The 25,856-nt window shown below is 43.2% G+C and carries 27 protein-coding genes; 12 read left to right on the top strand and 15 right to left on the bottom strand.

All coding sequences use genetic code 11. From position 1 onward, the window contains the following. Positions 1 to 199 precede the first annotated feature (199 nt). Both AC1DPZ_RS05410 and AC1DPZ_RS05405 read right to left on the bottom strand, forming a co-directional pair. Positions 200 to 1,918, bottom strand: coding sequence for a DNA recombination protein RmuC (locus tag AC1DPZ_RS05410; protein WP_477401777.1), 1,719 nt, complete (start codon positions 1,916 to 1,918; stop codon positions 200 to 202). A 220-nt stretch (positions 1,919 to 2,138) separates the two neighbouring features. Next, positions 2,139 to 2,507: a hypothetical protein gene (locus AC1DPZ_RS05405; protein ID WP_477401776.1), complete on the bottom strand. Its 369-nt coding sequence runs from the start codon at positions 2,505 to 2,507 to the stop codon at positions 2,139 to 2,141. Between the two features lie 358 nt (positions 2,508 to 2,865). On the opposite strand from AC1DPZ_RS05405, the gene AC1DPZ_RS05400 reads away from it, so the two are divergent. After that, positions 2,866 to 3,171, top strand: coding sequence for a hypothetical protein (locus tag AC1DPZ_RS05400; protein ID WP_477401774.1), 306 nt, complete (start codon positions 2,866 to 2,868; stop codon positions 3,169 to 3,171). A 202-nt stretch (positions 3,172 to 3,373) separates the two neighbouring features. On the opposite strand, the gene AC1DPZ_RS05395 is transcribed toward AC1DPZ_RS05400, so the two are convergent. Then, the gene (locus AC1DPZ_RS05395; RefSeq protein WP_477401773.1) at positions 3,374 to 4,021 is read right to left on the bottom strand and encodes a DUF1349 domain-containing protein; all 648 of its coding nucleotides are present in this window, start codon (positions 4,019 to 4,021) and stop codon (positions 3,374 to 3,376) included. A gap of 110 nt (positions 4,022 to 4,131) precedes the next feature. On the opposite strand from AC1DPZ_RS05395, the gene AC1DPZ_RS05390 reads away from it, so the two are divergent. Beyond that, a complete protein-coding gene (locus tag AC1DPZ_RS05390) occupies positions 4,132 to 4,893 on the top strand; it encodes a response regulator transcription factor (protein WP_477401771.1) in 762 nt (253 codons plus the stop codon). A 372-nt stretch (positions 4,894 to 5,265) separates the two neighbouring features. On the opposite strand, the gene AC1DPZ_RS05385 is transcribed toward AC1DPZ_RS05390, so the two are convergent. Then, complete coding sequence (locus tag AC1DPZ_RS05385) at positions 5,266 to 7,680, bottom strand: outer membrane beta-barrel protein (protein ID WP_477401769.1); 2,415 nt, start codon at positions 7,678 to 7,680, stop codon at positions 5,266 to 5,268. 228 nt (positions 7,681 to 7,908) lie between these two features. On the opposite strand from AC1DPZ_RS05385, the gene AC1DPZ_RS05380 reads away from it, so the two are divergent. From AC1DPZ_RS05380 to AC1DPZ_RS05365, 4 genes are all read left to right on the top strand, one after another. Next, positions 7,909 to 9,030 carry a sensor histidine kinase gene (locus AC1DPZ_RS05380; protein ID WP_477401767.1) on the top strand — a complete coding sequence of 374 codons (1,122 nt, stop codon included), beginning with the start codon at positions 7,909 to 7,911 and terminating at the stop codon, positions 9,028 to 9,030. Between the two features lies 1 nt (position 9,031). Then, positions 9,032 to 9,745 carry a LytR/AlgR family response regulator transcription factor gene (locus tag AC1DPZ_RS05375; RefSeq protein ID WP_477401766.1) on the top strand — a complete coding sequence of 238 codons (714 nt, stop codon included), beginning with the start codon at positions 9,032 to 9,034 and terminating at the stop codon, positions 9,743 to 9,745. 300 nt (positions 9,746 to 10,045) lie between these two features. Continuing rightward, positions 10,046 to 10,216, top strand: coding sequence for a hypothetical protein (locus AC1DPZ_RS05370; RefSeq protein ID WP_477401764.1), 171 nt, complete (start codon positions 10,046 to 10,048; stop codon positions 10,214 to 10,216). Between the two features lie 140 nt (positions 10,217 to 10,356). After that, positions 10,357 to 10,839, top strand: a complete 483-nt coding sequence (locus AC1DPZ_RS05365; protein ID WP_477401763.1) for an inorganic diphosphatase — start codon at positions 10,357 to 10,359, stop codon at positions 10,837 to 10,839. A gap of 84 nt (positions 10,840 to 10,923) precedes the next feature. Here the strand turns inward: AC1DPZ_RS05365 and AC1DPZ_RS05360 are convergent, their stop codons facing one another. The 6 genes from AC1DPZ_RS05360 to AC1DPZ_RS05335 form a co-directional block, all read right to left on the bottom strand. Next, the gene (locus AC1DPZ_RS05360; RefSeq protein ID WP_477401761.1) at positions 10,924 to 11,682 is read right to left on the bottom strand and encodes a carbonic anhydrase family protein; all 759 of its coding nucleotides are present in this window, start codon (positions 11,680 to 11,682) and stop codon (positions 10,924 to 10,926) included. A 171-nt stretch (positions 11,683 to 11,853) separates the two neighbouring features. Then, positions 11,854 to 12,459 (bottom strand): transposase, encoded by a 606-nt coding sequence (locus tag AC1DPZ_RS05355; RefSeq protein WP_477401760.1) that lies wholly within the window; start codon positions 12,457 to 12,459, stop codon positions 11,854 to 11,856. Between the two features lie 72 nt (positions 12,460 to 12,531). Beyond that, positions 12,532 to 13,293: an SDR family NAD(P)-dependent oxidoreductase gene (locus AC1DPZ_RS05350; RefSeq protein WP_477401759.1), complete on the bottom strand. Its 762-nt coding sequence runs from the start codon at positions 13,291 to 13,293 to the stop codon at positions 12,532 to 12,534. A 439-nt stretch (positions 13,294 to 13,732) separates the two neighbouring features. Continuing rightward, positions 13,733 to 14,320: a Crp/Fnr family transcriptional regulator gene (locus AC1DPZ_RS05345; protein WP_477401757.1), complete on the bottom strand. Its 588-nt coding sequence runs from the start codon at positions 14,318 to 14,320 to the stop codon at positions 13,733 to 13,735. Positions 14,321 to 14,699: 379 nt separating this feature from the next. Then, entirely contained in the window at positions 14,700 to 15,323 is a 624-nt protein-coding gene (locus tag AC1DPZ_RS05340) for an NADPH-dependent F420 reductase (RefSeq protein ID WP_477401756.1), read from the bottom strand. Positions 15,324 to 15,385: 62 nt separating this feature from the next. Next, the gene (locus AC1DPZ_RS05335) at positions 15,386 to 16,141 is read right to left on the bottom strand and encodes an SDR family NAD(P)-dependent oxidoreductase (protein ID WP_477401754.1); all 756 of its coding nucleotides are present in this window, start codon (positions 16,139 to 16,141) and stop codon (positions 15,386 to 15,388) included. A 101-nt stretch (positions 16,142 to 16,242) separates the two neighbouring features. Between AC1DPZ_RS05335 and AC1DPZ_RS05330 the strand changes: the two genes are divergently transcribed. Continuing rightward, a complete protein-coding gene (locus tag AC1DPZ_RS05330; protein ID WP_477401753.1) occupies positions 16,243 to 16,620 on the top strand; it encodes a winged helix-turn-helix transcriptional regulator in 378 nt (125 codons plus the stop codon). 383 nt (positions 16,621 to 17,003) lie between these two features. Then, positions 17,004 to 17,435, top strand: a complete 432-nt coding sequence (locus AC1DPZ_RS05325) for an SRPBCC family protein (RefSeq protein WP_477401751.1) — start codon at positions 17,004 to 17,006, stop codon at positions 17,433 to 17,435. A gap of 113 nt (positions 17,436 to 17,548) precedes the next feature. On the opposite strand, the gene AC1DPZ_RS05320 is transcribed toward AC1DPZ_RS05325, so the two are convergent. From AC1DPZ_RS05320 to AC1DPZ_RS05300, 5 genes are all read right to left on the bottom strand, one after another. After that, the gene (locus AC1DPZ_RS05320; protein ID WP_477401749.1) at positions 17,549 to 17,977 is read right to left on the bottom strand and encodes a VOC family protein; all 429 of its coding nucleotides are present in this window, start codon (positions 17,975 to 17,977) and stop codon (positions 17,549 to 17,551) included. Between the two features lie 80 nt (positions 17,978 to 18,057). After that, positions 18,058 to 18,558: an SRPBCC family protein gene (locus AC1DPZ_RS05315; protein WP_477401747.1), complete on the bottom strand. Its 501-nt coding sequence runs from the start codon at positions 18,556 to 18,558 to the stop codon at positions 18,058 to 18,060. Then, positions 18,555 to 18,875 (bottom strand): ArsR/SmtB family transcription factor, encoded by a 321-nt coding sequence (locus tag AC1DPZ_RS05310; protein ID WP_477401746.1) that lies wholly within the window; start codon positions 18,873 to 18,875, stop codon positions 18,555 to 18,557. The genes AC1DPZ_RS05315 and AC1DPZ_RS05310 overlap by 4 nt, the downstream gene beginning before the upstream one ends. Positions 18,876 to 19,145: 270 nt before the next feature. Continuing rightward, positions 19,146 to 21,602 carry an ABC transporter permease gene (locus AC1DPZ_RS05305; RefSeq protein ID WP_477401745.1) on the bottom strand — a complete coding sequence of 819 codons (2,457 nt, stop codon included), beginning with the start codon at positions 21,600 to 21,602 and terminating at the stop codon, positions 19,146 to 19,148. Positions 21,603 to 21,679: 77 nt separating this feature from the next. After that, the gene (locus tag AC1DPZ_RS05300; RefSeq protein WP_477401744.1) at positions 21,680 to 22,501 is read right to left on the bottom strand and encodes a class I SAM-dependent methyltransferase; all 822 of its coding nucleotides are present in this window, start codon (positions 22,499 to 22,501) and stop codon (positions 21,680 to 21,682) included. Positions 22,502 to 22,883: 382 nt separating this feature from the next. Between AC1DPZ_RS05300 and AC1DPZ_RS05295 the strand changes: the two genes are divergently transcribed. From AC1DPZ_RS05295 to AC1DPZ_RS05280, 4 genes are all read left to right on the top strand, one after another. Continuing rightward, complete coding sequence (locus AC1DPZ_RS05295) at positions 22,884 to 23,702, top strand: SDR family NAD(P)-dependent oxidoreductase (RefSeq protein WP_477401743.1); 819 nt, start codon at positions 22,884 to 22,886, stop codon at positions 23,700 to 23,702. Positions 23,703 to 23,774: 72 nt separating this feature from the next. Continuing rightward, positions 23,775 to 24,665 (top strand): helix-turn-helix domain-containing protein, encoded by an 891-nt coding sequence (locus AC1DPZ_RS05290; RefSeq protein ID WP_477401742.1) that lies wholly within the window; start codon positions 23,775 to 23,777, stop codon positions 24,663 to 24,665. Between the two features lie 116 nt (positions 24,666 to 24,781). After that, positions 24,782 to 25,357: a Crp/Fnr family transcriptional regulator gene (locus tag AC1DPZ_RS05285; protein WP_477401741.1), complete on the top strand. Its 576-nt coding sequence runs from the start codon at positions 24,782 to 24,784 to the stop codon at positions 25,355 to 25,357. A 67-nt stretch (positions 25,358 to 25,424) separates the two neighbouring features. Further along, positions 25,425 to 25,856, top strand: a 432-nt coding sequence (locus tag AC1DPZ_RS05280; protein WP_477401739.1) for an NAD(P)H-binding protein, incomplete at its 3' end; no start/stop codon positions are given.

Here is a 25,856-nt window from a genome sequence, read left to right as displayed (position 1 = left end):
GTACAATTTAATTGAATAAGGTTTGAGAATAGAGTGTCAGCAATGCTTCTCCCAAACACCAAAGCCCAAACATAAATAAGGATTGGCCATTGCAGAAAGAGAATTGAAGATCGGAGTGTAAGTGTTTAGTTAATTCCTACTAAGATAATAAGTTCTTTTCCAAAAAAAATTTTAATATCTATCAAACTTAGTCTTTAGATTATTTTTCATCAGCGTCTTTTTCGATTTGGCTATCTAATTCAATTTCGATAGATTCACCTAAAATAGCAATTGTTTCTTGTTTAGGTAACTCTTGAACCGTTTTTAGTTTACGCTCGATTGCTCTTGAACGAACACCGGCTTTGTCTATTGTATTTGTAGCTTCCTGCAGTTTCCTCTTGGTTTTTTCTAATATATCACCAAAGTTTCCAAACTCTGTCTTGACAGCGCCTAACACCTCCCACACTTCACTGGAGCGCTTTTGAATCGCAAGAGTTCTAAATCCCATTTGTAAGCTTTGAAGAAAAGCTACTAAGTTAGTTGGTCCTACCACAGTGACTTTATAATCTTTACGCAGGGATTCAAAGAGTCCGGTTCTTCTTATTATTTCCGCATATAAACCTTCCGTCGGAACAAACATGATAGCAAAGTCCGTAGTTGTAGGTGGATTTATATATTTGTCTTTAATGTCTTTTGCACATTTTTTGACAGAATTTTCAAATTGTTTTGAAGCCTGATCAATATCGCTTGCGTGGTCATATGCTTCAATCAACCGTTGGTAGTCTTCGTTCGGAAACTTAGAATCAATTGGCAGTAGCAAAGGACGGTTATCCTCATTTTGACCTGGAAGCTTGATTATATATTCGACACGTTCTTGAGTTCCCTCTTTTACAATTGCATTTCGTTCGTAGTGGTCAGGAGAAAATATTTGTTCCAATATAGCGCCCAATTGAATTTCGCCAAGTCCGCCGCGTGTTTTTACATTCGTTAAAACCTTTTTCAAGTCACCAACTCCGGTTGCTAATGTTTGCATTTCGCCTAACCCTTTATGCACCTGTTCCAAGCGCTCACTAATCATCTTAAAAGATTCATTAAAGCGCTTTTCAACAGTTTCATGAAGTTTCTCATCAACTGTTTTACGCATTTCTTCAAGTTTTTTAGTATTATCTTCAGAAAGAGATTGTAATTTTTGTTCTACCGTCTCCCTAATCTCCTTAAGTTTTTCTTCAGTATCTTTTTTAACCTGCTCTTGTCTGTTGATGAGATCGTCAAACTTCTGTTTTTGCAAATCATTGAAATCTTTTACATTTTGAGTGAATTTTTCTTCAAATGATTTTAAAGAACTCGTTTGTTCAATCCTATTATCTTTTGCTGATTTCTCAAGCTGTTCCTGTAGGTTTTTAGTTTTTTCATCAAACGATTTCACTAACTCCGATAAATGTTTAGCGAAAATTTCAAATTGGCTTTTTTGTGTTTCATTAAAATCTTTTACATTGTTAGCAAATTTTTCTTCGAAAGATTTAAGGGAACTTGCTTGCTCAACTCTGTTATCTTTAGCCGATTTTTCGAGTTGATCTTGTAGGTTTTTAGTTTTTTCGTCAAATGACTTTGTTAAATTAGAAAGCTGATTAGAAAAAATCTCAAACTGGTTCTTTTGTGCGTCAGATAAGTCTTTTACAGTGGTCGATAGTGTTTCTCCTAATAGCCTAAATGATTTATTTAATTCTTCCCTATTAGCCATAAAGGAATTTTGATTTTCTTCGCGGCTACGGGTTCCCTCATCCCTTAAGGCAGGTTCAACTTTAGTTAACGTAAGGTCGATCTTAAAGAGGGAATCTAAAATCGGTTGATTGTTCTGTTCGCGATTTTTTAGTAAAACGGTTATGAATGTTGCTAATACCAGAACTATTAGCACAGATAGCAAAATTTCTATTAACATTTATTTGATAAGGTTAGTATTCAGTCGTTAAATATAAAAGAAATATTCAGTTATTAAGCCTATATGAAATTAGACTTAAGACATATCATGACAGCATCGCCCCCCTTGGCGCAAGTTCTGTGAGGCAGCCTGCGGGTTGATGACTTGTGACTCGTTTTACGCCCCCCCCCTTGGCGCAAGTCTTGTGTGGATGCCTGCGGGTTGATGACTTGTGACTTATTTACATTTCTAAGTTATAAAAGCCGTTTAAAGGAGATGAGAAATTTTTCAGATCATGGTAGCCATTGGCTTTTGTAAAAACTTGTTTTACTGTTCCAATCATCGACATATACGATTCTATTAAATTTTTTTCTACTAAATTTTTTATCGACTCATTTATTGTAAAATAGGTAAGATCTTTTACAATAATCATATCTTCAGCATGAAAACACAATAAGTCAGACTGTTCTAATAAATATCGAATATTTGATAAAGTAAATAAAGTCCCGGAATATACTATGTTAGATGAAAGCGCAACTTTTATATCCACATTGTCGTTTGATTCATCAACTTCTTCATAAGGTGACATAAAGAGAATCTTGTATTCCATTGTTTAATATAATAAGTCTTTGGTAATTTCAAAAATACGTTCTATAATTTGTGTTTGATTTGCCTTGTCACTTATTTTACAACACGTATCGTGAAGCACCGGTCACCCATCGCTCAAAGCCCCACACACAAGACCTGCGCTAAAATGAAAACACCGGCCGCAAGCTAAATATTATTAAATTCCTTATTTTAGCCAAAACCTTTTCATGAAAAAAATTTACGCGTTACTATTTATTACACTCCTTGGTTTAAGCTTTTACTCTTGTAAAAAAGATTCCTCAGAAAAAAACACAAACAAAATTATTGGAGAATGGAGGGTTGATTACCGCGTTTTTGAATTTTACGGGGGTACAAAACTTATGGATACTAACACTGAAAAATACGATATGACTAAACCGGAATATGTAATTTTAAACGAGGATGGAACTGGCAGTTTTAAAGCATCAGGAGTGGTTAGTACTAAATTTAACTATACGATCTCAGACGCCGCAATTAGCATTACCAACGCATCCCATCTTTCCAACGGTAATTGGTATCCATTAAATGATTTTAAGTATACGATCATTACATCAAAGGCTAATGAATTGTATTACTGGACAGAAGGTCCTGTAGCCAGCCCCAGTTTTTATGATAAATACATTACCCGTGTTCATTTGGTGAAGTAATAATCTGACCGGACGAAAATCAATTTCAGCCTCTGGTCGGTGTTTTCACCGCACCAGCCAATGCCTCTGTGTATTGCAATTGGCCTGCTCAATACAAAGTAAAACATGGGTACGTACCGAATAGCAGTGATCAGCATTTTCGGAAAATGAGACCTTTCGGCAGAATGGTGCGGTGAAAACACCGACCATAAGCTAAAATAATTTATTGGTGATTTTTAAGCCACTCTAATCTGCGTTGATCAGGCAGATGTTTAACCGAGAAATGTTCAAATTTAGCTTCAAAGCCATTGCCGTCCGGGCAGGCGGCCATCAAGCCTACCATAACAGGTGCATTGTCTTTTAAAGGAGCATTGCGGGTCATTATATAAGTTTTATCATCGAGAGAGTAAAATATCTCTAAAGCATCCAGCCTGCGTACCACTTTGATCCAGATAAAAGGCGGTACCTTATCAAGCGTAGTCACGCTCCAATCGCTTTTAGTGTGGGTTACAACCGTGCTTACATTAAATTTGCCATCTACAAATTCTACCCCTGTTTTGATGTAGTTTTCATGGTCTGTACGGATCATCAAACCCATTTGGTCAAACCGGGCTTTGTAGGCTCCCGTTAATTTAACTTTAGCTTCAAACTCTCCTCCATAGTTGCCGTAATAAAACGGCGCATCGTCAACAGTGAAACCGTAATGAGAAATACGCCAGTAATCACTTTTAGGTGTGACCTGCATGATCAGGCTGCTGTTTTTGATTTCCCAATGTTCCGGTTCATTAAACCAAATCAATTTTTCAAGATTTTGCGCTTTCATTTTGTTAATGCTCAGGAGTAAGAATAGGACAATAAATAGTTTTTTCATTTGTTCGCAATTACTGTACGTTTATTAATTAACCAATCAAATTTGTATGTTCGTAAAGTTATTAAGTGTTTTATATACGTTAAATGGCGATTTATAACCATTCCTAAATCATGGATAACATACGCGGGTTGCTTGATATAAAGTTGTTATCGCAGTCATTTGATAAGGCTCCGGGTTTAGCTTTACCATTGGATAGTGCCAGGCAAATTGCCCGGTTGTATACAATACTGGAAAGTGGTATCAGTGTGCTGAGTGATATGAAAGCAAGAAAAAGCTACATATATTACGGCGCAATGGCCCGCAAACTTGGGTTGCGGCAACAGGAGGCAGAGATCAGCTCTATTTGGGAAGATGAATTGCTAAGCCTGATCCATACCGGGGACCTGCAAAAAAAGTACAGGCTTGAGCTACGTTTTTTCCAGTTCCTTAATTCATTGCAGGTAGCTGATCGTTCGGGTTATGAAGTGATAGCCAAGCTAAGAGTGCGAAGCGCTGATGGTAAAAATATCCTTGTAAAGCATCGTGTTATCTATATCAGCAGTTCTGAAGATGGCAGCATCAGGTTAGCACTTTGCCTTTATAATGTAATTTATGACTATCCCGGTTTTGACGCGCCCGACGGCCTGATCATAAATACACAAACAGGTGCCATAATTGATACCGGCGAGGACAAAATTTCAGAGCTCCTTTCGTTACGCGAGAAAGAGATCATACAATTGATCAAGCTTGGTCGGAGAAGTAAGGAAATTGCTGACAAGCTATCGCTGAGCGTTCATACCGTTAACAGGCACAGGCAAAATATATTCCAAAAATTGAACGTAAGCAACGCAATGGAAGCCTGCAGAGTAATGGAGGCCATTGGATTGTTTTAACAGATAAATAAGATATACAAATATGCTTAAGTAACGACATGTATACTAAAGCGTAACTTATAAATTGCTGAATAATTGGAGCAATGCCACCCCCTTGGCGCAAGTCTTGTGTGGCTGCCTGCGGGTTGATGACTTGTGACTTATTTTACGACACGTACCGTGAAGCACAGGTCACCCATCGCTCAATGCCCCACAAGACCTGCGCTAAAATGAAAACACCGACCATAAGCTAAAAAAACTCGATATACTCCGCCAGTCCGGGACAAGCATTGCTGACGCGGTAAATTTTGCGGATGTTATCAAATATTTCAACTATTGTCGCACCCACGACGCATTTTATTAAAAATAGTGACGAACCCGTCTTCATTGAGTTCAAAGCCGCTGCTGTTCTTCTTTTGTCCCGTTATTATTGCGGGAAGCTTTTTTACTGTTCGAACCAAATGACCGGCTGTAAGATAGCTTGATGATAGGGCGGAAGCCGGATTCTCCATGATAAATGACATCCACAACGTTGTTAAAAGCATCAGCAATTAGCGCTCCTTGGTGGCCGCGATAAATATCGGCGCTAAAAATATTAGATACACTTAACTGAAAACTACCATGATCCTTTTCAAGGTTTTTTTTAAAACCCATGTTGAAAATGGCATTTCCATTCGAGCGGGAGTTGCTGTTATAGGATGAGGAGTTATAATAGCCCGACAGTTCAAGGGCATAGCGCTTTGGCAGTTTAAAACTTTCGGTAAAATTCAGGGAATAGCTGAAATAGCTTTTCTCCAGCAATTCCGGGAAATAGGTGATCCGGTATTTGTGCCAGCCGCCGCTCAGGTTATAGTTCATCTCCCACCAGGTTGCAATTTTGACCGGAATGGTCGCCTGCACAGCCAGGTTATTCTGCCAATTGGCATTTTCAGGCATCAGGTAAACCAGCCCTTTGGTGGGGCCGGGAACGCCCTGCACACCCTGGATAGGGTCGGTGTCATGGCTGTACAAAAGGGAAAACAAGTAGTCACCTACGTTATAAGCCAGCTTTAAGTTATGGGTGATGGTCGGCTTTAGCGCCGGGTTGCCTGTAAATACAGAGGTTGGAGAGTTATAAGACACATAAGAAGCCAGATCGGCAAAAGATGGGCGGCTAATGCGCTCGGTATAGGATAATTGCAGTTCATCTGTCGCATTTAGCTTCCGGCTAAGAAACATCGCCGGAAACATTTTAGACAGCCGGCGGTCGACAAAGTATTGCGCATTGAGCGAATGATCGGTCGCGTTGCGCGAGTATTCGTACCTGGCCCCTGCAGACAGGCTGGTTAAACTGTCGGGTTTCCAGATCAGCACTGCATAACCTGCAGCGATCAGTTCGCGGGTAGCCAGGTCGTTCGAGGTGCCTGCCCCGACCGATACCCAGTGGTCACCCACCAGGTTTTCAAGGGCAGATGTGCTTTTGCTACGGGTGTAGGTACTTTTTAAACCGGTTTCCAGTTGCAGCCGCTTGTTAAAAGAATTGGTATAATCTAACTGAGCGACAAATACATGGATGCGGGCATTGGCCAGGTTACGCTGGCGTGATGCAAACAGGCTATCACTGAAATTGCTTTGCACCTGTGTGGGGCCATTGCTATGAAGGCCAAAATAATCCAGGTTGACATTAAACTTTTGATCGTTACCAATGGTTTTCTCCAGGTAAAGGCTGGGGTGCAGGTAGCGCGTATGACTGGTGCCGGCCAGTTGCGAATCGAACACCAGGTTGGTATCGGCCAACGCGTAATTGCCAAAGTTATGACTGCCGTTTTGATTAGAGCTGATACTATAATAAACGCCGCCGCCGATAGTGGTTTTAGCACCCGGACGATAATCCAGGCCACCGCTAAAGCCCTGATAATTGGATACGGTATTACTTTGGCTATTGTAATAAAAAGTGTTTTGCCCGCCAATGATAGGCGTGTTACTTGTGCCCTGCGCCAGTAGTAAAGCATAGCTATGGTCGTGGCTATAACTATAAGAAGCGTGCAGGCTAACTTTACCGCTATTTTGGTTCAGATCAATATCGGCAGATTCTTTATCGCCTTTACCATACCCTGCCGAAGCAGTTACCGAACCGCTGGTGCCGGGCTGCTTAGTTTTTTTAGTGAGGATGTTGATTAGCCCGGCATTGCCATCCGCATCATATTTTGCGGGCGGTGTGGCAAGCAGTTCGATCTTGTCTATATCATCCGCCGTCATACCGTTCAGCAGGGCGGCCACCTGGTCGGCAGACAGGCGCAGTAACTTGCCGTCCAGCATAACCATGACCCCGCTTTTCCCATTCAGGCTAATTCCGTTGGTCTGGGGGTCAACCATAACGCCGGGTGAGCGTGAAAGCACCTGCAAAACCGAGCTGCCGTTGGTGAGGATGCTGTTCTGTACATTGACCACCAAGCCTCCTGCGGTTTGCTGTACCAGGGGTTTGCTGGAACGGATCACCACTTCGCCCAATTGTTTACCAGCTGTTTTTAGCCGGATCGTTCCGGCATCATAAGCCGGATCGCGGATAATCAGCGGTGAAAAATAGTCCATATAGCCTATACAACTAATTTTAAGGGTATAAGTGCCGGATGGTGCAGCGCTAAGCCTAAAACCTCCTTTTTCGTCCGAGGCCGTCGAACGCACCAGCGTACTGTCTGCACTTTTCAGCAATACCGCAGTGGCAAATGGTACCGGGCTGCCATTGGTATCCGTAAGCGTACCGCTGACCTGGCTTTGGGCAATAGTGCTTAACAGCAATCCGCAAAGGATGAGCAATAACGTTTTCATACTCCAAAGGAAGTTTTCATCTGCGGCACGCAAAAATCCGATTGATGAACTGCGGCCGCTAAATGACCAGGCGCATGAAATGGCACGAATCAATGTCGCCGGTGATTGAAACAGGGTAATCTGCCGGTTATCCTTTGCCCGGTGTATTTCGTCAATTAAAAGCGGCCATTGGTATATCGGCCTGTATTTATTAACGGAATAGCCGTAACTTTATTAATTATGCCATCCATGACGACTTCTCAAAACTGGTTTATTAAATACAAGATTTACCACATCCCATTCTGGATGTTGTATAACTACGTGTTCTGGGCGCTGACTGTAGGCAGTCTCTATGAGGCCGCCCATGAAATGTTCTTTTCGGTCTTTTTTGTAAAATCATTCTTTTACACCATATTTCCCGCTTTCGCGGTCTATTTCAACTTGTATTTTCTCATCCCGCGTTACCTGCAGAAAGGCAGCTATAGCTTGTACATCCTTATCCTGGCATTAACGGTCGTCGCTTCTTCCTTGCTCATCGTGCCAGGCTATTTCCTCAGCGCATGGCTGGCTGGCAGTAATGCGCAAAAAATGTTCGGCCTTACCTGGAGCTGGAACAGCTTCTATAACGCTGCAAAGGGGAGCCCTTTAACAAACACCATAGCCGCCATTACGCTGGGCATGAGCATCAAACTCACCAAGAACTGGCTCGAAACGCAAAGACGGCACCAGGCGCTGGAAAAGGAAAAGCTGGAAACCGAATTAAAATTTCTTAAATACCAGTTCAACCCGCATTTCCTGTTCAACAGCATCAATTCCATTTTCTTCCTGATCCATAAAAACCCGGATATGGCCTCGGCCTCACTGGCGAAGTTTTCTGAACTACTGCGGCACCAGCTTTATGAATGTAACGACCAGCAGATCCCATTGGAAAAAGAGATCGCCTACCTGGAAAATTTTATTGAGCTGGAAAAGCTGCGCCAGAATGAAAACTTAGCAGTTAATCTCAATTTAAACGAAGCCCATTCGCCGGGTATGGGCGTAGCACCATTTGTTTTGATGACCTTTGTGGAGAATGCTTTTAAACACGTATCCAAGCATAAAAAACAACCCAATTGGATCAATATTGATCTGGCGGTAACCGGGCTACAGCTTCATTTAACGGTTGCCAACAGTACATCTGAGAATGGATCGTATGACGTGATCAACTACGGAGGTATCGGTTTAAAAAATGTACAGCGCCGGCTCGACCTGATCTATCCCGGGCAATACAAACTGGATATTCAGAAAAACCCGGAAAGCTTTGTAGTGAAACTGGAACTGCAGTTGTCTCAATTAGAAATATCCCCTTCTGCACAATTAATAGCTGAATAAAATGATCAACTGTGTAATAATTGATGACGAACCATTGGCGAGGGAAGGCTTGGCCAACTATGTCAGGGAAGTTGATTTTCTGAACCTGGGCGGTGTTTGCGAAAACCCACTGGAACTGCTGCCGCTGATCGATAGGCAAACTGTCGACCTGGTACTCCTGGATATACAGATGCCGAAAATGAACGGCATCGAGTTTCTGAAGATCCTGCAAAAACCGCCGATGGTGATAATCACCACCGCTTATCCTTCTTATGCGCTGGAAGGCTTTCAATTAAATGTCCTGGATTACCTGCTCAAGCCCATCACATTCGAACGTTTTTTTAAAGCCGCCGCCAAAGCCAGGGATTATTATAAGTTGTTAACCGGTGATTCCGCTAAACAAGCGGAAGATTATTTCTTTATCAAGTGCGGCAGCAAATACGAAAAGATATTTTTTGATGACATTCTCTACGTCGAGGGCATGCAAAATTACGTAACTATTTATTCCACTAAAGGTAAATATGTTACGATGCTTTCGCTCAAAAGCCTGGAGGACAAGCTGGCCCCAACGGCCTTTATCCGCGTACATAAATCTTTTATCGCCGCCATTAGCAAAATAGACGGCATCGAAGCAGCCGAACTGTTTATAGGTGGAAGCCGTATTCCCATCAGCAGGGGCTACCGTGAGCAGGTCATGGACCGGGTGCTGAGCAAAAGGCTTTGGGATAAAAAATGACCAGGGCGCCAGAAAAGCGTCACCGCGGCAAAGTTAAGTTTTGCTATACTTATTACAGTTCAGCCTCTGGTCGGTGTTTTCACCACACCAACCAATGCCTCTGTGTATTGCAATTGGCCTACACATTACAAAGTAAGACATGGGTACGTACCGAATAGCAGGGGTCAGGTTTTTTCGGAAAACGAGATCTTTCGGTAGAATGGTGCGGTGAAAACACCGACCATAAGCTAAATTTAATTAAAAAAAGAATAAACCATCTTTTTCGCGACTTGTTATTCAGGTACATCAAAAAGCAATGTTATGACAACGAGAGGCACTAAAGTAGAGCGCCGTTCGATATCCGAACAGCCGCATGAGTTAAATTACGAAGCCAACAAGACCGGGACCTCTGCCAAGACGGTGCAGGCGGCTAAAAAATCGGCGGGAAGCAACCAACGGTCCGCTGTCGAAAAAAAGCTGAAAGACAAATAAGCGAGTCAAATTAGGCCCCCGCAAGGGGCTTATTGTCTGAAGAAATAAATTGAAGGTGATGAAAGACAAAGGTGAAACTACAAAGTCACCGGCTAAAGTTAAAGACGAGCTGAGTCAAAAAGCACAAAATACCTTCTGACATGAAAACAATTACCGCCATGATCGAATGCCCGAAGGGCATCAACCACAAGCTGAACTATGATGAATTTAAACATACGTTCAAGTTGAGCAAGGTGCTGCCGGCGGGCCTCGTTTTTCCATATGATTTCGGCATGATCCCCGGCACGAAAGGCGAGGATGGCGATCCGCTGGATATCATCATCCTTTCGGAGATCAGCGGCTTCCCGGGCCTGGAGGTCGACTGCCGCATTGTCGGCGCGCTGCAATGTGAACAAACCGAAGGAGAGGGTGAAACGATACGCAACGACAGGTATCTTGGTGTAGCGGAAAAGTCTGCAGTTTATGCGAAGATCAAAGATATGGACGACTTGCCGCAAGATATGATCAGCCAGCTGGAAGCATTCTTTAAAAATTACAATGAGCAGGCAGGTAAACAGTTTCGTGTGCTGAAGCAACTGAACGCCAGGAAAGCTGTCGCAGCATTAAAAAAGCAAGCGACCTAATTCAGTCACGCTCGGTGTTTTTCACCGCACCATAAGCTAAACGGGACCTTTCGGTAAAGCATGTACAAAGCCCGCAGCCCGTATTTATAAAAATACTACAATACCAGAATGGATATCATAATATCCGCCTATAATTTTTATTTCTCCCTTTGAATCCATGTCTTTCAGAATAGGGCTTTGGGATTTAATAGTTTCAATTGTATTCAGAACATTTTCTTTTGCAACCGCTTCCACATATAAGGGATTTTTAGAAGTCATTTCGCCCGCAAATTTTTTCACCTTTTTAATTGCCGGTTTTATATTAGCCAGCATTGGTGTAATATTTCCAAGCTGTACATTATCAATGGCTCCTTTTACCGCGCCGCATGATTCATGACCCAGAACCAATATTACTTTGGCTCCTGATACCTTGCAACCATACTCAAGGCTTCCCAGTATATCAGTATTTGAAAAGTTACCTGCAACACGAGCTACAAACAAATCGCCAATACCTCTGTCAAATACATCTTCAACCGGTACGCGGCTATCTATGCATGATAGTATTACAGCTTTTGGATATTGTCCTTCTGACGCATTTCTTACCATAGCTGAATGATCTCTCAATGTCAGATTATTGTTTGTAAAACGTTTGTTCCCCTCTTTTAAAGCAGTAATTACATCATCAGGTTTCAAAGCTGCCTGCTCTGCAGCGGTCAATACATTTTCACGCAATATGGGCTGATCAATAGACGGTTTATTGACAGTATCCGGGGCTGTTTTTTCCGATACTATTGTCTTGGAGGTTTTCTCTTTGCAGGAAAACAGTGCTATTACCATGGAAAAGCAAAGGATAGTTTTTTTCATAGTTTAGGAATTAAATTTATAGTAAATATATTAAAATTTATCAAAATACGAATTTAACTTACTGAAAACCAATCATTAGTATTTAATATTTATGTCCCCGCGGGGTCTCTCGGAGAGGACCCAGCGGCTGCACAGCGCAAATCGTAATTCCCTATGTCCCCGCGGGGTCTCTCAACGAGGACCCTGCGGTAGTACTAAAGCTGTATCTACCCAAAAGTCGCGGTAATCTTTTATCGCCACAACGTCATGTGGTTTCCCCAGGTAATAAAAGGCGGCGCTACTGTGCGGATAGGCTGTAAAATCGGCGCATAAGCCCCATTTGCCACTTACGGGGTTGTGATGGATATAATCAATCTTCTGATATAAAAAGGCCGTGGTAAAAATAGGCTTAGCATCAAACGAGGGTTCAAATGCTCTGTGTAGTTGTCCCTTCGCTTTTTCGCGGTCGGTGCAGGCAGAGGTTAGTCGATCAAGGATAATTGAGTTATTTGCCAATTTTAGTCGTTCCACAAGCTCATAAGCCATAAAACGTTTACCATTACTCATTATCCTGTTAAGATCGACACCTATATCGGGAGTTCGCACAATGATATGCACGTGATTAGGCATTATCACAAATGCATGGGTTTGTACATCGTATTTATCCCGAATGAGTTTAATCCACTTGTATACGATATCGTACGACTGGGTTATCTCAAACAGCGGAATCCAGTTGAAACAGGCAAATGAAATAAACCAGGTATCGTGTTCCTGCTCATGTTTAGTTCTGACGGCCATTCGTAAATATACAAACATTTGGATACCTCAGGGTCCTCTGCGAGAGACCCTGAGGGGACAAAAGCTTATGAATTAAAAACCATACATACCACCCGAAACGGAAATTTGCTCGCCCGTGATCCAGGCTGCATCATCGGAAGCAAGAAATACCGCAGCTTTTGCAATATCTTCGGGCTGGCCTCTGCGACCAAGCGGTGTATTGGCAATAAACATTTTTTCATACTCACTGCCCGTAGTTACACCCGCATTGGTTGCACCTTCTGTTTCTGTAGCGCCCGGCAAAATAGAATTGATACGAACATTTTTTGCACCCAGTTCTTTCGACAAAGAGATGGTTATGGCATCCAACGCAGCTTTAGTTGCAGAGTACAACGAGACTCCCGCCATCGGCGATTTGCTTGCACCCGAACTGATATTGATGATATTGCCGCCCCTATCGCCAAACAGTTTTAAAGATGCCTGGATAGTAAGTACAGGCCCCAAAACATTGACGTTGAAATGCTGATGAAAAGCATCTGCCGATGCCTGTTCAATAGGTAAAAATTGCTGAAAGACCGCGTTGTTTACCAAAATATCCAACGTGCCGAATGCCTTCCTGGTTTCTTCAAACAGCCCGGTTACATCGGCTTCTTTGGATACATCGCCCTGTACTGCAATGGCTATGCCGCCATTGTCGGTTATCTCCTTAACCACTTTATCCGCGCCTTCTTTACTTGAAGCATAATTCACAACTACCTTTGCGCCTGCTGCCGCAAAATGTTTTGCGATAGATGCGCCTATTCCTTTTGAAGCACCGGTAACTACCGCTACTTTGTTTTTTAATTTACTCATCATTTTTATATGTTAATATATTCAAATTCTTCAGGTGTATTTTCCGTTCTGAAGTACATCCAAAGATATAGCCGCGTGACGGACTGTTTATTGACATGAATCATTAAGTACCTTTGATTTAGGTCAACCCAGGATGGTGACTTAGATCACGATAATTGGATAACTAATTGTAAAAAAGCAACTTAAGATAGCGGCAAAAAACCAAAGCAGCAGAAAGCCAGACCGGTCACAGCGGCATATTTTGCGTTGGTAAGCACTCTTTTTGCATTCAGGAAGTATATCGATGAGAGTGTCTGAAGCGGCAATTGAAAAGCCGGCCGCTTTGTGGAAAAGCTATCTTAAAGCGTGTGGTTTGCGGGCATGTTATGGGATGCTCCTGTTCGGGTAAAAAACTAAAACGCTATTTTAATTTGGTTACCGAATTTCATCCTTGCATAAGGATTTATTTAAAAGAGTTTTTCCGTATTCTGCTCAAAGTTTCCGGGGATAAACCCAGGTAAGAAGCGATCATGTTTTGTGAGAACCGCTTTAAAAAATGCGGATAATTGCTAACCAAATCCTCGTAACGCTCTTCAGCCGTATAGCTCATAGCGGCCTGCATTCTTTTCTGGGTTGCAATAGTGTTATTCTGACTGATTACGTTCGCCATTGCCGAAAATGCAGGTATATCCTTAAGAAACTCCTCAATTTGAGCATTGGTTGATTGCAGAACCTCCAGGTCTTCCAGCGCTTCAATATTAAAGCGACTTGGCGTTAACAGGTAAAAGCTTTCAAAATCGGCCAGCCACCAATTTTCCAAAGATAATTTCAATATATGTTCATGCCCTTTTTCATCTACCGTAAAGGTTCTGGCAGATCCTTTTACAATAAACCCAATATATTTGCATACGTCTCCTTCCTGTAAAAAGTATTGCCGTTTTCGAAGTTTTTTGGGTTTGAAATGTGCCATCAACAGATGCTTATCATCCTCTGAAAGCAGTTTGCCTGATATTTCCTGGATGTAATCGAAAAGCGCTTCAAAATTGGACATCGTTCAAGTATATAATTATTCGCAATTTACTCAAAAGCGCCTGATAAAAGACTAAAAACAAACATCGCTTTATATGGTAGGCAGGCATCCAGTACATGTTTACGCTTATATGGCGATAAGCCACCTGGTCAACCAGCGGAATGTTGACCATCTAATTATCGTTATTCAGGCATCCGTTCGGGTATTTAGCGAGTGGCAGCCCGAATTGATTTTTATCCGTATCAAGATGAACATATTAGGTGTCGGGCCAAAAGTTCACATTCTCAACAAAAAATCCCTGCTTCCTGAAGAAACAGGGATTTAAAAGAAATTTATAGTCAAACTGTGGTTCCCTTTGTCCACGATGCAGGATCGCAGCAAAATTTGCGATTACGATTTATCAGTCGAACTTAATCAAGTCTTGAAAGATGAGCTTACCCCAGCTATTTCCGCGCGCCTGCACAAGCAGTCCGCCTTCCGAAAGCCCGCCAAGTTGGATTGGTGCGAAACCGAGATTTTCCGCAAGCGCACCAATCTCCGCTGCTGYGCCGTCATCGTCGCTCGCAAGAAACACGACTCTCCTGCCACCATGTACGGCCGGATCCTGGTCAAGAATGGCAGCGGTCAAATGGTTGAAGCCCTTAACCAGTTTTGCACCGGTGAAGGCCTGCGCAACGAAGCTGGCAGAAGGCTGTCCTCCCAGCTTCTCAGGGGGCACGCCGTAGGCATTGGTCACATCGACGATGATTTTCCCCTGCCAGGCGGGGAGCGCCTTTGCGACATCCGGATGCGATTCAAAACGCACAGCCAAAAAGATGACGTCCGCCTTGACAGCTTCCGCCAGTGTTGTGGGAATGATCTTAGGGCCAATCGCGGCGGCATCGGATGCAAAGCTTTCCGGGTCGCGCGTGGTTGCAACAGATACTTCGATGCCTTTGCGGGCAAACGCCCTGGCCAGGGCCTTGCCGATGTTGCCGAAGCCGATAATTGCGTAGCTCGCTACGCTGTTTTCTGATTTTCTCATTTTGAAAATTATTTTAATTATATAATGACACGAGTTACAAACCCGAGCCCGCCTGGGGGCAATTATTTAGACAAATAGGTCATACCACCATCAACAAGGAGTTCAGCACCAAGCATGAACGAAGAATCATCGGAGGCCAGGAAAACCGCTGTTTTACCAATGTCAGATGGTTGCCCAATTCGGCCTATCGGCATTTCACTTGCAAAGTGTTTTTTTATAGCATCAATTTGTTCTGCAGGAACAAACTTGTCAAATGCTGGTGTATCTGTTGTACCTGGTGTTATAACATTTGCTCTGATTTTTCTGCCTAAAAGATCGCTTGAAAATCCTTTTGCAAAATGGATCACAGCCGCTTTGGTAGCACCATAAAGCGTAAAATTCGGATATGCCCGATGCGCTGCATTTGACCCAATCAAAATAATAGAGCCACCATCATTCATATAGGGCAATGCTTTATGAACAGTGAAGTAAACACTTTTCAGGTTTAAATCAATTGTCTTGTCAAAGTCGGCTTCGTCAAGAGTGGCCACGGTTCCTACAGTTCCACCACCCGCGTTGGCTACAACCACGTCTATTTTACCAAATTTTTCAGTTGTTGCTGCAAACACCCTTTCCAGGTCGGCAAGATTGGTTACATCGGCATTTATGGCTATAAAATTATCTCCAAGCTGAGCCACAGCACTATCTAAAGTATCCTGATTTCTGCCGACAATAGCTCCTTTAGCGCCTTCATTTTTAAATTCCTGGGCAATGCCAAATCCTATGCCACTATTACCACCTGTAATAACCGCTACTTTATTTTTTAATCTACTCATCATTTCTTTTTTTTAAAGATTGAGCGACAAAGGTAGACTACCGAAGTTATTTTTAGTAACTTTATACCGATAAATAACAGTAACACAGAGGTAACAAAGTAACAATGGGGTGTAAAATAGAAGAGTTTCAACAGGAACAAAAGAAAAGAATGAGAGCCGTTCAGGATTCAATGGACGTGCTGAATGGGAAATGGAAGATTTCTATTATCTCGTCTATTTGCTGTTACGGTAAAAGGAGATTTACCGATATTTTGAATGATATCGAAGGAATTTCTAACAGAATGTTGAGCAAAGAATTAAAGGAATTGGAAATAAATCAGTTGGTAAAACGAACCGTTTTAGATACACAACCCATAACGGTTCAATATGAACTAACGGAACACGGCAATACGCTACAAACCATCATCAGTAATCTTACAGATTGGGGAATTGTACACCGAAAGCAAATTGTCGGGGAAAAATGCCCTGTCTTGGTTGAATAAGGCCTGCCATTATTGGAGTTGTCTCCATAAGTGTTCGGAAGATTATAAAAAGGTAGGTCCCGTGCTCGTGCCCATGGCGTATTCGCTTTTCAAGATATAAAGGCCTGTCAGTCTGAGCCTGTCGAAGACTCGTGCGGAGAGGCCATTGCCCGCTATGCTTCGACAGGCTGCCCATGACGTGTTGTAGAATCCCAGACTTACGAAGTTTTTAAAACTTCGTAAGTCTTTCGCCGGTTTGTTATTCCCCACTTTAGCACAGTCTTGTGCGGCTGTCTGCGGGTAGATGACTTGTGACATTCTAAAACCAACGCACCTTGCCTTGCACAATGCATTCTTTACACAATTTTCTTTTCCTTATTTTAGATTCCCAAACCCGTTAATCAATGCCCCCCGACAGCATCACCATCCAAACCACCTTCCAATCCCCCATAACCACCATATGGGATGCCTGGACGGATGCCGCCACCATGCTGCAATGGTTTGGGTCGGACCCGGATGGCCAGGGCCTTAGCGCCGAAGTTGATGCGCGGCCCGGCAAAGCGTTCCGGGTAAGTTTCAGGGATAGTAGCGGTATAGCGCATACTTGTTTTGGTACGTATTTAACGGTTATGCCACCCCATGAACTCAGCTTTACCTGGTGCTGGCAAAACGAGCCGGGGGTAACATCGCAGGTTGTGGTTAGGTTACAGCAAAGCGATGCAGGTACGCTGATGCATTTTGAGCACAACGGCGTAGGCTCGGCATCGGCCCACAATTACTTAGCCGGCTGGACGAGTACTTTTGAAAAATTGCGTGAGGTGGTGGAGAGCAAGTAATTATTAAATGCAAAAGCCCGTAGGTAAACGGGCTTCGTAAACTTTAAGCGTTTTTGCAATTAAAGGTAATTGTAAGCTTGCGCTAAAGCGGGGTCTTCGGTCAAATTTATCCCTTATAATTTGGGGTCAAATTCCACAATCCATTCAATACCATATTTGTCTCTAAACATTCCGGCGTATGTGCCCCATGGACTGTCGCCAATCTCCCCTTCCACATCTCCGCCTGCTGACAGGCCGTTAAATATTTTGTCTGCCTCTTCACGGCTTTCTGCGCTAACTGATATTTTCGACCGGTTTTCGGCTTCGTTTACCCGTCCCATAAATTCGGGAACGTCATTGGCTATTAGTAGATTGTGTTTGCCAAGCGGCAAGGCAATGTGCATTATTTTATTGGCCTCATTTTCTGTCACCTGAAATTCAGGCCCCGATAGGTCCCCGAAACGAATGATCTTTGTAAACTCTCCGCCAAAAACTGATTTGTAAAAAGTGAATGCTTCTTCGGCATTTCCGTTGAAGTTGATCCAGGGATTAATTGTTCTCATAATTTTATTTTTAAATWGTTGATTTTTTGTGCTTAATTTCTTCGGTATTCCCGTTGTCAATAGGATTGACAATTTTCTGCTTATGATTTCTGCGATAAAGTTGCTAACAGATCTTCCAGGTTTTTTAATGTCATGGTAAAGCCTATTTTGAAGCCCTCCAATAATTTCTCCAATCGCTCAAACGATTCATTAAAAATGGTAATGTCCACTTTGGTTATTCCATTTTGTTCGCTGAAATTATAATCCCACTCAGAACCAGGCAGTTCGCGGTTTTCGTCTTTATCTGCAAACGCGTTGTACATCTTAAAATTGGTTTTCGGGGTAATCGATGTAAATTCCTGCACCGACCAACGTTCCTGCCCATCGGGGCTTATCATCGCGTAAAATCGCCGCCCGCCTACTTCAAAATTCATATACTTGGTTTTGGCTCGCATGGGTGCAGGTGCGCCCCATTGGTCAAGCAGTTCGGCTTTGGTAAAGGCATCCCATACCAAAGACTGTCCGGCATTAAATTCCCTGGTTATATAAACCGTTTTCGCTGCTTTGTCAACGTTAAAATCAAATAGCAAATCGTTGTTCATTTTTCTGTTTTTTTAATTGTTGATAATAATTGGTCGAGTTGGTTGAATTGAGTTTCCCAGCTTTGCCTGAATTGGGCTAACCAGTTATCGAATTCCTGCATTTTTTTTGCATTAAAGTGATAATAAATTTCCCTGCCACTCTGCTCGGGTTTAATCAAATCGCATTCGTGTAATACTTTAATATGTTTTGATACTGCCTGTCGGCTCATATCAAATTTTTGGGCCATGGCATTTGGTGTTAATGCCTGGATAGCAATTAAAGTTAAAATAGCCCTGCGTGTCGGGTCAGCTATGGCCTGGAATATGTCTTGTTTCATTTTGTAATGTTCAATTAAGCAACCTGCAGGTTGCAAATATATATGCAACTTTTGAGTTGCGCAAATTTATTTGCAATTTTTTTATGTCGGGGGTAAATGGCAGGAAGTCTTCCGTCCAAGGCGGCTCGTAGAGACCAGCGGTTGCACAATGTAAGTCGTAATTCCCAGAGCTGCGTTTATGCGAGGCGACAGGCCCCCAGCCTAAAATACAAAATCCCGGTTGCAATTAAACATCCGGGATTTGCATAAACCGTATATGATAAAAACACCTTATTCGCTCCTCAAACTTTTCACCGGGTTTGCCAGCGCTGCCTTGACGGATTGAAAACTGATGGTAACAAAAGCGATAACGATAGCTATAAACGCGGCCAGTACAAAAACCGTCCAGTGAATAGGGATGCGGTAGGCAAAGGCATCGAGCCAGTTGTTCATGGCGTACCAGGCCAGGGGTGTAGCTACAACAATGGCAATGAGTACCAATTTGATGAAATCCTTAGCCAACAGGCCAATAACGCCCGTAACCGATGCGCCCAATACTTTACGTACACCAATTTCGCGGGTGCGTACCTGTGCAGTGTAGGCGGCAAGGCCCAACAGGCCCAGGCAGGATATTAATATGGCCATGCCTGCAAAGTAGTTAAACAGGGTGCCTTCGCGTTGCTCGCCCTGGTAAAGGTTATTGAAAATATCGTCCAGGAAGTTATAGCTGAAAGGGTATTCGCCATTGTATTGTTTAAACTGAACGCCGGCGGCTGCTATAGCAGCCGCGGCTTTATTGGTAGTAGTTTTAATATACAGGCTTTGGTAAACGACTGGTTTGTAGAAAAAGATGGCCGGTGCAATTTTTTCACGCATGCTGGCAAAATGGAAATCTTTAATTATGCCAATGATGGTGCCGTTGGTTCTTTGGAAACGGAAGCGCTTGCCGATGGGGTTTTTAAGGCCGATCTCTTTTACGGCTGCTTCGTTGAGGATAAAATGGGCCGAATCGGCTACAGCGCCGCTGAAGCTGGCACCCTGCTGCATTTTCAGCTTAAAAAACGAGATGAAATCCTTATCTATCCCCATGGGGTGCAGGATAAAGGTTTGGCCCGGTGCTTTGCCATCCCATGAATTATCGCCCGAGATCATGCTGCTGCTGATGATGTTGCTGGTTGCACGGGTTACGCCTTCTACACCGGGCTGCTTTAAAAGCTCGGCCCGCACGGCATCGTAATGTTTTGACGCATCGCGCATCCAGACCCCAAAAACATGGCTTTTATCGTACCCTAAATTTTTTGATTGGATGTATTTTAATTGCTGGGTGATAACCAGTGTGCTTACGATGAGTACTACCGAAAAGGTAAACTGCACCACCACCAGAATTTTACGGAACAGGGCATCGCTAATGCTCCCGTTTATTTTGCCCTTCRGGGCTTTTAAAGGCTCGAAGGATGACAACAGCATGGCCGGGTAAATACTGGATAAGGCCAGTGTAGCTACCACCGTGATGATGATAATGAGCCAGATATGCGGATTGAGCAGGTTAAGTACCAGTTGTTTGCCGGCCAGCTGGTTAAATACCGGCATGAGCAGGTATATGGCGAACACGGCAAATAGCGTGGCGATGAGGAACAGTAGGGCTGTCTCGACCAGGAACTGCATAAACAGCTGCATTTTGGCCGCCCCTATAATTTTACGCATACTAATCTCTTTGGCGCGCAATAGCGAGCGAGCGGTGGAAAGGTTTACATAATTGATGCAGGCTATCAGTAAAATAACCAGGGCTATAATAACAAAAATGCGCACCGTTTGGATGCCGTGATCGGTGCCGTCGGCATTGTACAGGTGAATTTTATTGATAGGCAGCAACAGGTAGTCGGCATCGGTATCTTCGGCACGGTGCTTAATGTGGATCTTAAACAGGTCGGCCGAGAGCTTTTTTAACGATGCGCCCGGCTTTAGTTTAAAATAGGTTTGATAGGAGTAATTATTGAAATCGGTGTTCGCATCCACCTTGCCGTTTACCAGTATATATTTAATGTGGTAACTCATGGGCATAATCATATCAAAGCTGATGCTGGAGTTAAGCGGAAAATCGTTGATAACGCCGCTCACGGTAAAGTTTTCCTTGCCTTCTGCCACAATCACTTTGCCTAAAGCATCCCCGGTGCCAAAATATTTTTTCGCTGTTTTTTTGGTGATGACAACCGAGTTATCATTAAGGAATGGCCTGGCGGTATTGCCTTCAATAAGCGGAAAATCAAACACGCTGAACAGGGAAGGATCGGCAAAGCCTACGTTTTGTTCGCCAAAAACTTTTTCCTTGTATTTATATAGCGAGAAGAACCAGTTGGGAGTAATGCGCACCTGCTCCTGCACATCGGTGAGTTCCTGTTTAGCCAATGGGCCGATAGGCGCCACCGTAGTTTGCCATATCTGTTTACTGGCGCCTGTGCCGCCAAAAAGCTCTACGCGGTAAATGTTATCGGCGTTTTTATGGAAGCTATCGAAACTTAATTCGTCCTGTACCCAAAGCAATATCAAAATGCCTATAGCCAACCCGGCGGTGAGCCCCGCAATATTGATCAGCGAATAGAACTTATTGCGAAACAGGTTTCGCCAGGCGGTTTTAATATAGTTCTTCAGCATAGCTATAATGTTTTGAACCAATTGCATTACAAAATCATGCCATTTTTTTAACTTATTGATTGTAAAATGTTTATATAGTTTTTTTTCGAACTTCACTGTTCATAACCGTACGGTTACGTTCGTTTGTGTTACAGGGAGTTCAAGCAATTAGTGTTAAGTTATTAGTACACTGACTATTTCCGCGCCTGGCTGATTACAGCGCTTATTGGAGCAATCATGGGAGCAGCTCCGAATTTTTCGGCAAGTTCTTTTTCCACCTTAATTTTTATCTCGTCTATCCAGGTAGGATTACGCTTTTTGATCTCCTCATAAATAGGCCCCCACGCTACAAGACCGTTTGTTGCTTCTTTTGCGGTTGGACTGACGGCAAAAAGTTGTACTTTTTCAATTGATATTTTTGCAAACCCGGCATGCTGTAATAATGGTGTTATCACAGCTTCATCACTCATCGAGGTTGCAAGATTATAAGATTCGGGCAATGGCTCGTCCAAATATTGCTGTGCTATAGTTCTGCAGGAATAGGACGCAGCGTTATTCTCCAGCTTATCCCAGGTTGTAAATAAAAATAAGCCACCCGGTTTTAGCACCCGGTATGCTTCTGCAAATGCCTTTGGCTTATCCGGAACAAACATATACCCGAAGCAACAAATAACCATGTCGATACTATTGTCGGCAAAAGGAAGTCGTTGGGCATCTATATTTTGCCAGTCGATATCAAGATGGCTTAATTTTTTTTTGGCTACGGCCAACATATCCTCGCTAATATCTGAAGCGATTAGTTTTGCCGGGGATGGAATGCGTTCCCGGATATGGCGGGTAACACGGCCTGTGCCGGCCGCAATTTCCAGTACGATAGAAACCGGGGCCGGGTCAATTCGTTTTGCAACTTCTATCGCATACGGTTCAAAGTATAACGGACCAAAGAATTGATCATATTGAGTGGCAGTTTCTCCCGGCAAATCAGGGGAAGGAACTTTAGTCGAAGCATCATTCATGAATCATTGATTTTATATTTTAAGAAACGGCACAGCGGTTAGCTACGGCTACCGTTTCATTTGCATCGTTTTTCATAATCCGTCCCCGCGGGGTCTCTCTAATGCTGTTAAAACAGCCTGAGATAATTTCACGCAAAAACGCTAAGGCCCAAATCAAAAATAAGCAAATCAATTGCGTCTCCGCGTCTTTGCGTGAAAAACCTTTTTGACTTCCTGACATTGGAGGCCCGGGGAACAGCATTTATCAAATTCCCCCTCATCATGACACTCCCATTACCATCCACCCTCACCTACGTAAAAATGTATCATTCTTCCCCACTTCCGTATAAATCGGGCGGCGAAAGGCACTCTACATTTGTGTCATAATTAAAACAACAAAACAATGGCAAAAACAATTTTTATTACCGGCGCCTCACGTGGCTTTGGTAAATTATGGGCCGATGCATTATTGCAACGCGGCGATAAAGTTATAGCAACAGTCCGCGATCTGCGTTCCCTGGATGACCTGGTAAGCAAATACGGCGACAATATTTTACCCCTGCAACTGGATGTGAACGACCGTGCTGCCGGTTTCGCGGCCATCAATAAAGCAAAGGAACATTTTGGCAGTATTGACGTGTTGATCAATAACGCCGGTTACGGCTTATTTGGCAGCGTTGAAGAAACTACCGAGCAGGAAGCCCGCGAACAAATGGAGACCAACTTTTTTGGCTTGCTATGGCTTACACAAGCGGTATTACCTGTAATGCGCCAACAGGGGCACGGCCACATCATCCAGGTTTCGAGCGCGTTGGGTTTGGTTACGTTGCCTGTATTGGGCCTGTACAATGCATCAAAATTTGCGGTAGAGGGCTTAAGCGAAACCCTGGCTGCCGAGATAAAGGGTTTTGGCATTAACGTAACGCTGATAGAGCCTAACGGTTTTGCCACGGATTGGGCAGGTGCTTCATCGGCACATACCACCGAGATGCCGGAGTATGATGGCTTGCGGGCCGCTTTCCAGGCTGGCTTAACCGATGATATTTTTGGTATTCCCGAAGCAACTAATGATGCGGTGCTAAAGTTGATCGACAGTGAAAACCCTCCGCTGCGTTTATTCCTGGGCAGCCAGGCTTACCCCTGGATTAAACAGGTTTATGAAAGCCGTTATGCCGAGTGGGATAGCTGGAGCGAGGTATCGGCAGCAGCACACGGTAAATAAATATTTAATGGTATTATACTGACACAATTTACGCCGAAATTCGGCGTAAATTTGTTTAACCTTTTTTTGATCATGCAGCATTTTAAAAATTTAGCCGATATGCACCGCTTCAACGGCTTTGCCCCGCCCGAGAACCCGCTTATCAGCGTACAAAGATGCGTACATACCTGTTCGTTCGGCAACCGGGAGTTTACATCCGATTTTTATATGATAGGGTTTAAAAAGCTCAAGTCGGGCGTTATTATGTACGGCCGCACCCGGTACGATCATGATAACGGCAGCATGATGTTTGTAAAACCCCGCCAGATTATGGAATTTAACAGCGTTGAATATGAAGACGATGCCTTTGTCATCTTCATCCATGAGGATTTTCTGAACGGTCATATTTTGCATACCGAGATCAATAAATACGCCTTTTTTGATTACGAGGCCAACGAGGCCCTGCACCTTTCGCCGCAGGAAGAACAAACCATGTGGGACCTGTATTATAAATTAGATGCCGAATACCGCAACAATACCGACGAGTACAGCCGCGATATTATGCTTACACACATTGATTCGATGCTTAAATATTCACAACGGTTTTACAAGCGCCAGTTTATAAACCGGCGCGAGATTTGGGGCAAAACGGTGTCGAAATTTAATGATGCTTTGGCTGGCTATTTCAAAAACGGTTTATTGGCTACCCAGGGCTTGCCCACGGTAAGCACGCTGGCATCGCGCCTCAACCTATCGCCCCGTTACCTGAGCGACCTGCTGAAACAGGAAACCGGCAAAACCGCCATCGACCTGATCCATATTTACCTGGTAAACGAAGCCAAGAACCGCCTCATGGGCGATGACCAAAGCGTATCTGAAATAGCCTACCAGCTCGGGTTCGAAAACCTGCCCTATTTTTCGAGGCTTTTTAAAAAGGAAACCGGTATCAGCCCCAATCAGTTCAAAAAGCAATTGGTTAACTGAGATTGAAGTTTTCATTCCGCGGAGCGGACGAATATGCGAATACTTACCCGTGAAATGCTTTTCCGCAACACAAGATCCTTCGGCAGAATCGTGTTATTTATTGATAACTTGGTGGTATGCACAAGCACTTACTAAATATAATATCTCAAAAGGGACCGCTAACAGCAGCTGATAATGATTTATGCAAAGCATGTTTTGAGCCGGTGTTGTTGCCTAAAAACAGAATTGTTGAACAAGCCGGATACATACCCCAATACTTGTATTTTGTTGTAAAAGGCTTTATGCGTATTTTTCATTACAATGAAAATGGCGACGAAATAACAACTCATATTAATTGTCCCCCGGGCTTTTTAACTTCTTACTTTCATTTTATTAATCAAACTAAAGCTGATGAAAGTGTAGAATGCATTACGGAATGTGAATTGCTTAGGATCACAAAACCCAATTTAGACAGGCTAACCAGTAAAAGCGCAGCGTTTAAAGATTTCAGTATTGAAGTATTTCAGCAGTCTATAGCTTACAACGAGAACCGTTCAAAAGAACTTGCCACATTAACAGCAGAGCAGCGGTATAAAAAACTTATCGAAAACTATCCGGCTATCATCCACCATGTACCGGTGCAATACATAGCTTCGTTTTTGGGCATGAAACCCGAAAGTTTGAGCCGTATCCGCAAACGGATACTTTCCTAACATTTGTCAAGTGGATTAGCTTTTATAGTTGGCAGATTTGACCCATTAATTATTAAAAAATAAGCAAATGGAAAATCAGCAACTATCATTGGTTAACGGTACAAATGGGCATCTCGGCAACAATTTAGTACGACTCCTTATCAGCAAAGGCATCGCGGTACGTGCTTCGGTAAGGAACATTAATAATAAAAAACCTTTTGAAGGTTTGGATTGTGAAGTGGTTCAATCAGACATTACTGATAAGCAATCGTTGGTAAGGGCACTGCAAGGTGTAGATACCTTTTATGCCGTAGGCGCCGCGTTTAAGCTTTGGGCCAGAGATCCCCAAAAAGAAATTTATGATGTAAACATCCGTGGCACCAGGAACATGATAGAAGCAGCCGCAGAGGCTGGGGTTAAAAGAATTGTATACGTGAGTTCAATAGCCGCATTAAATTATACCAGCATCCCGGCAAAGGAAAGTTACGGTTATAACCCAGATCGCAGGGATGTGTACTAT

This window comes from Mucilaginibacter sp. P4_G9 (assembly GCF_056400985.1).
Note: the sequence above shows the minus strand (reverse complement) of the source record. Positions and strands in the feature narration are given on the sequence as shown.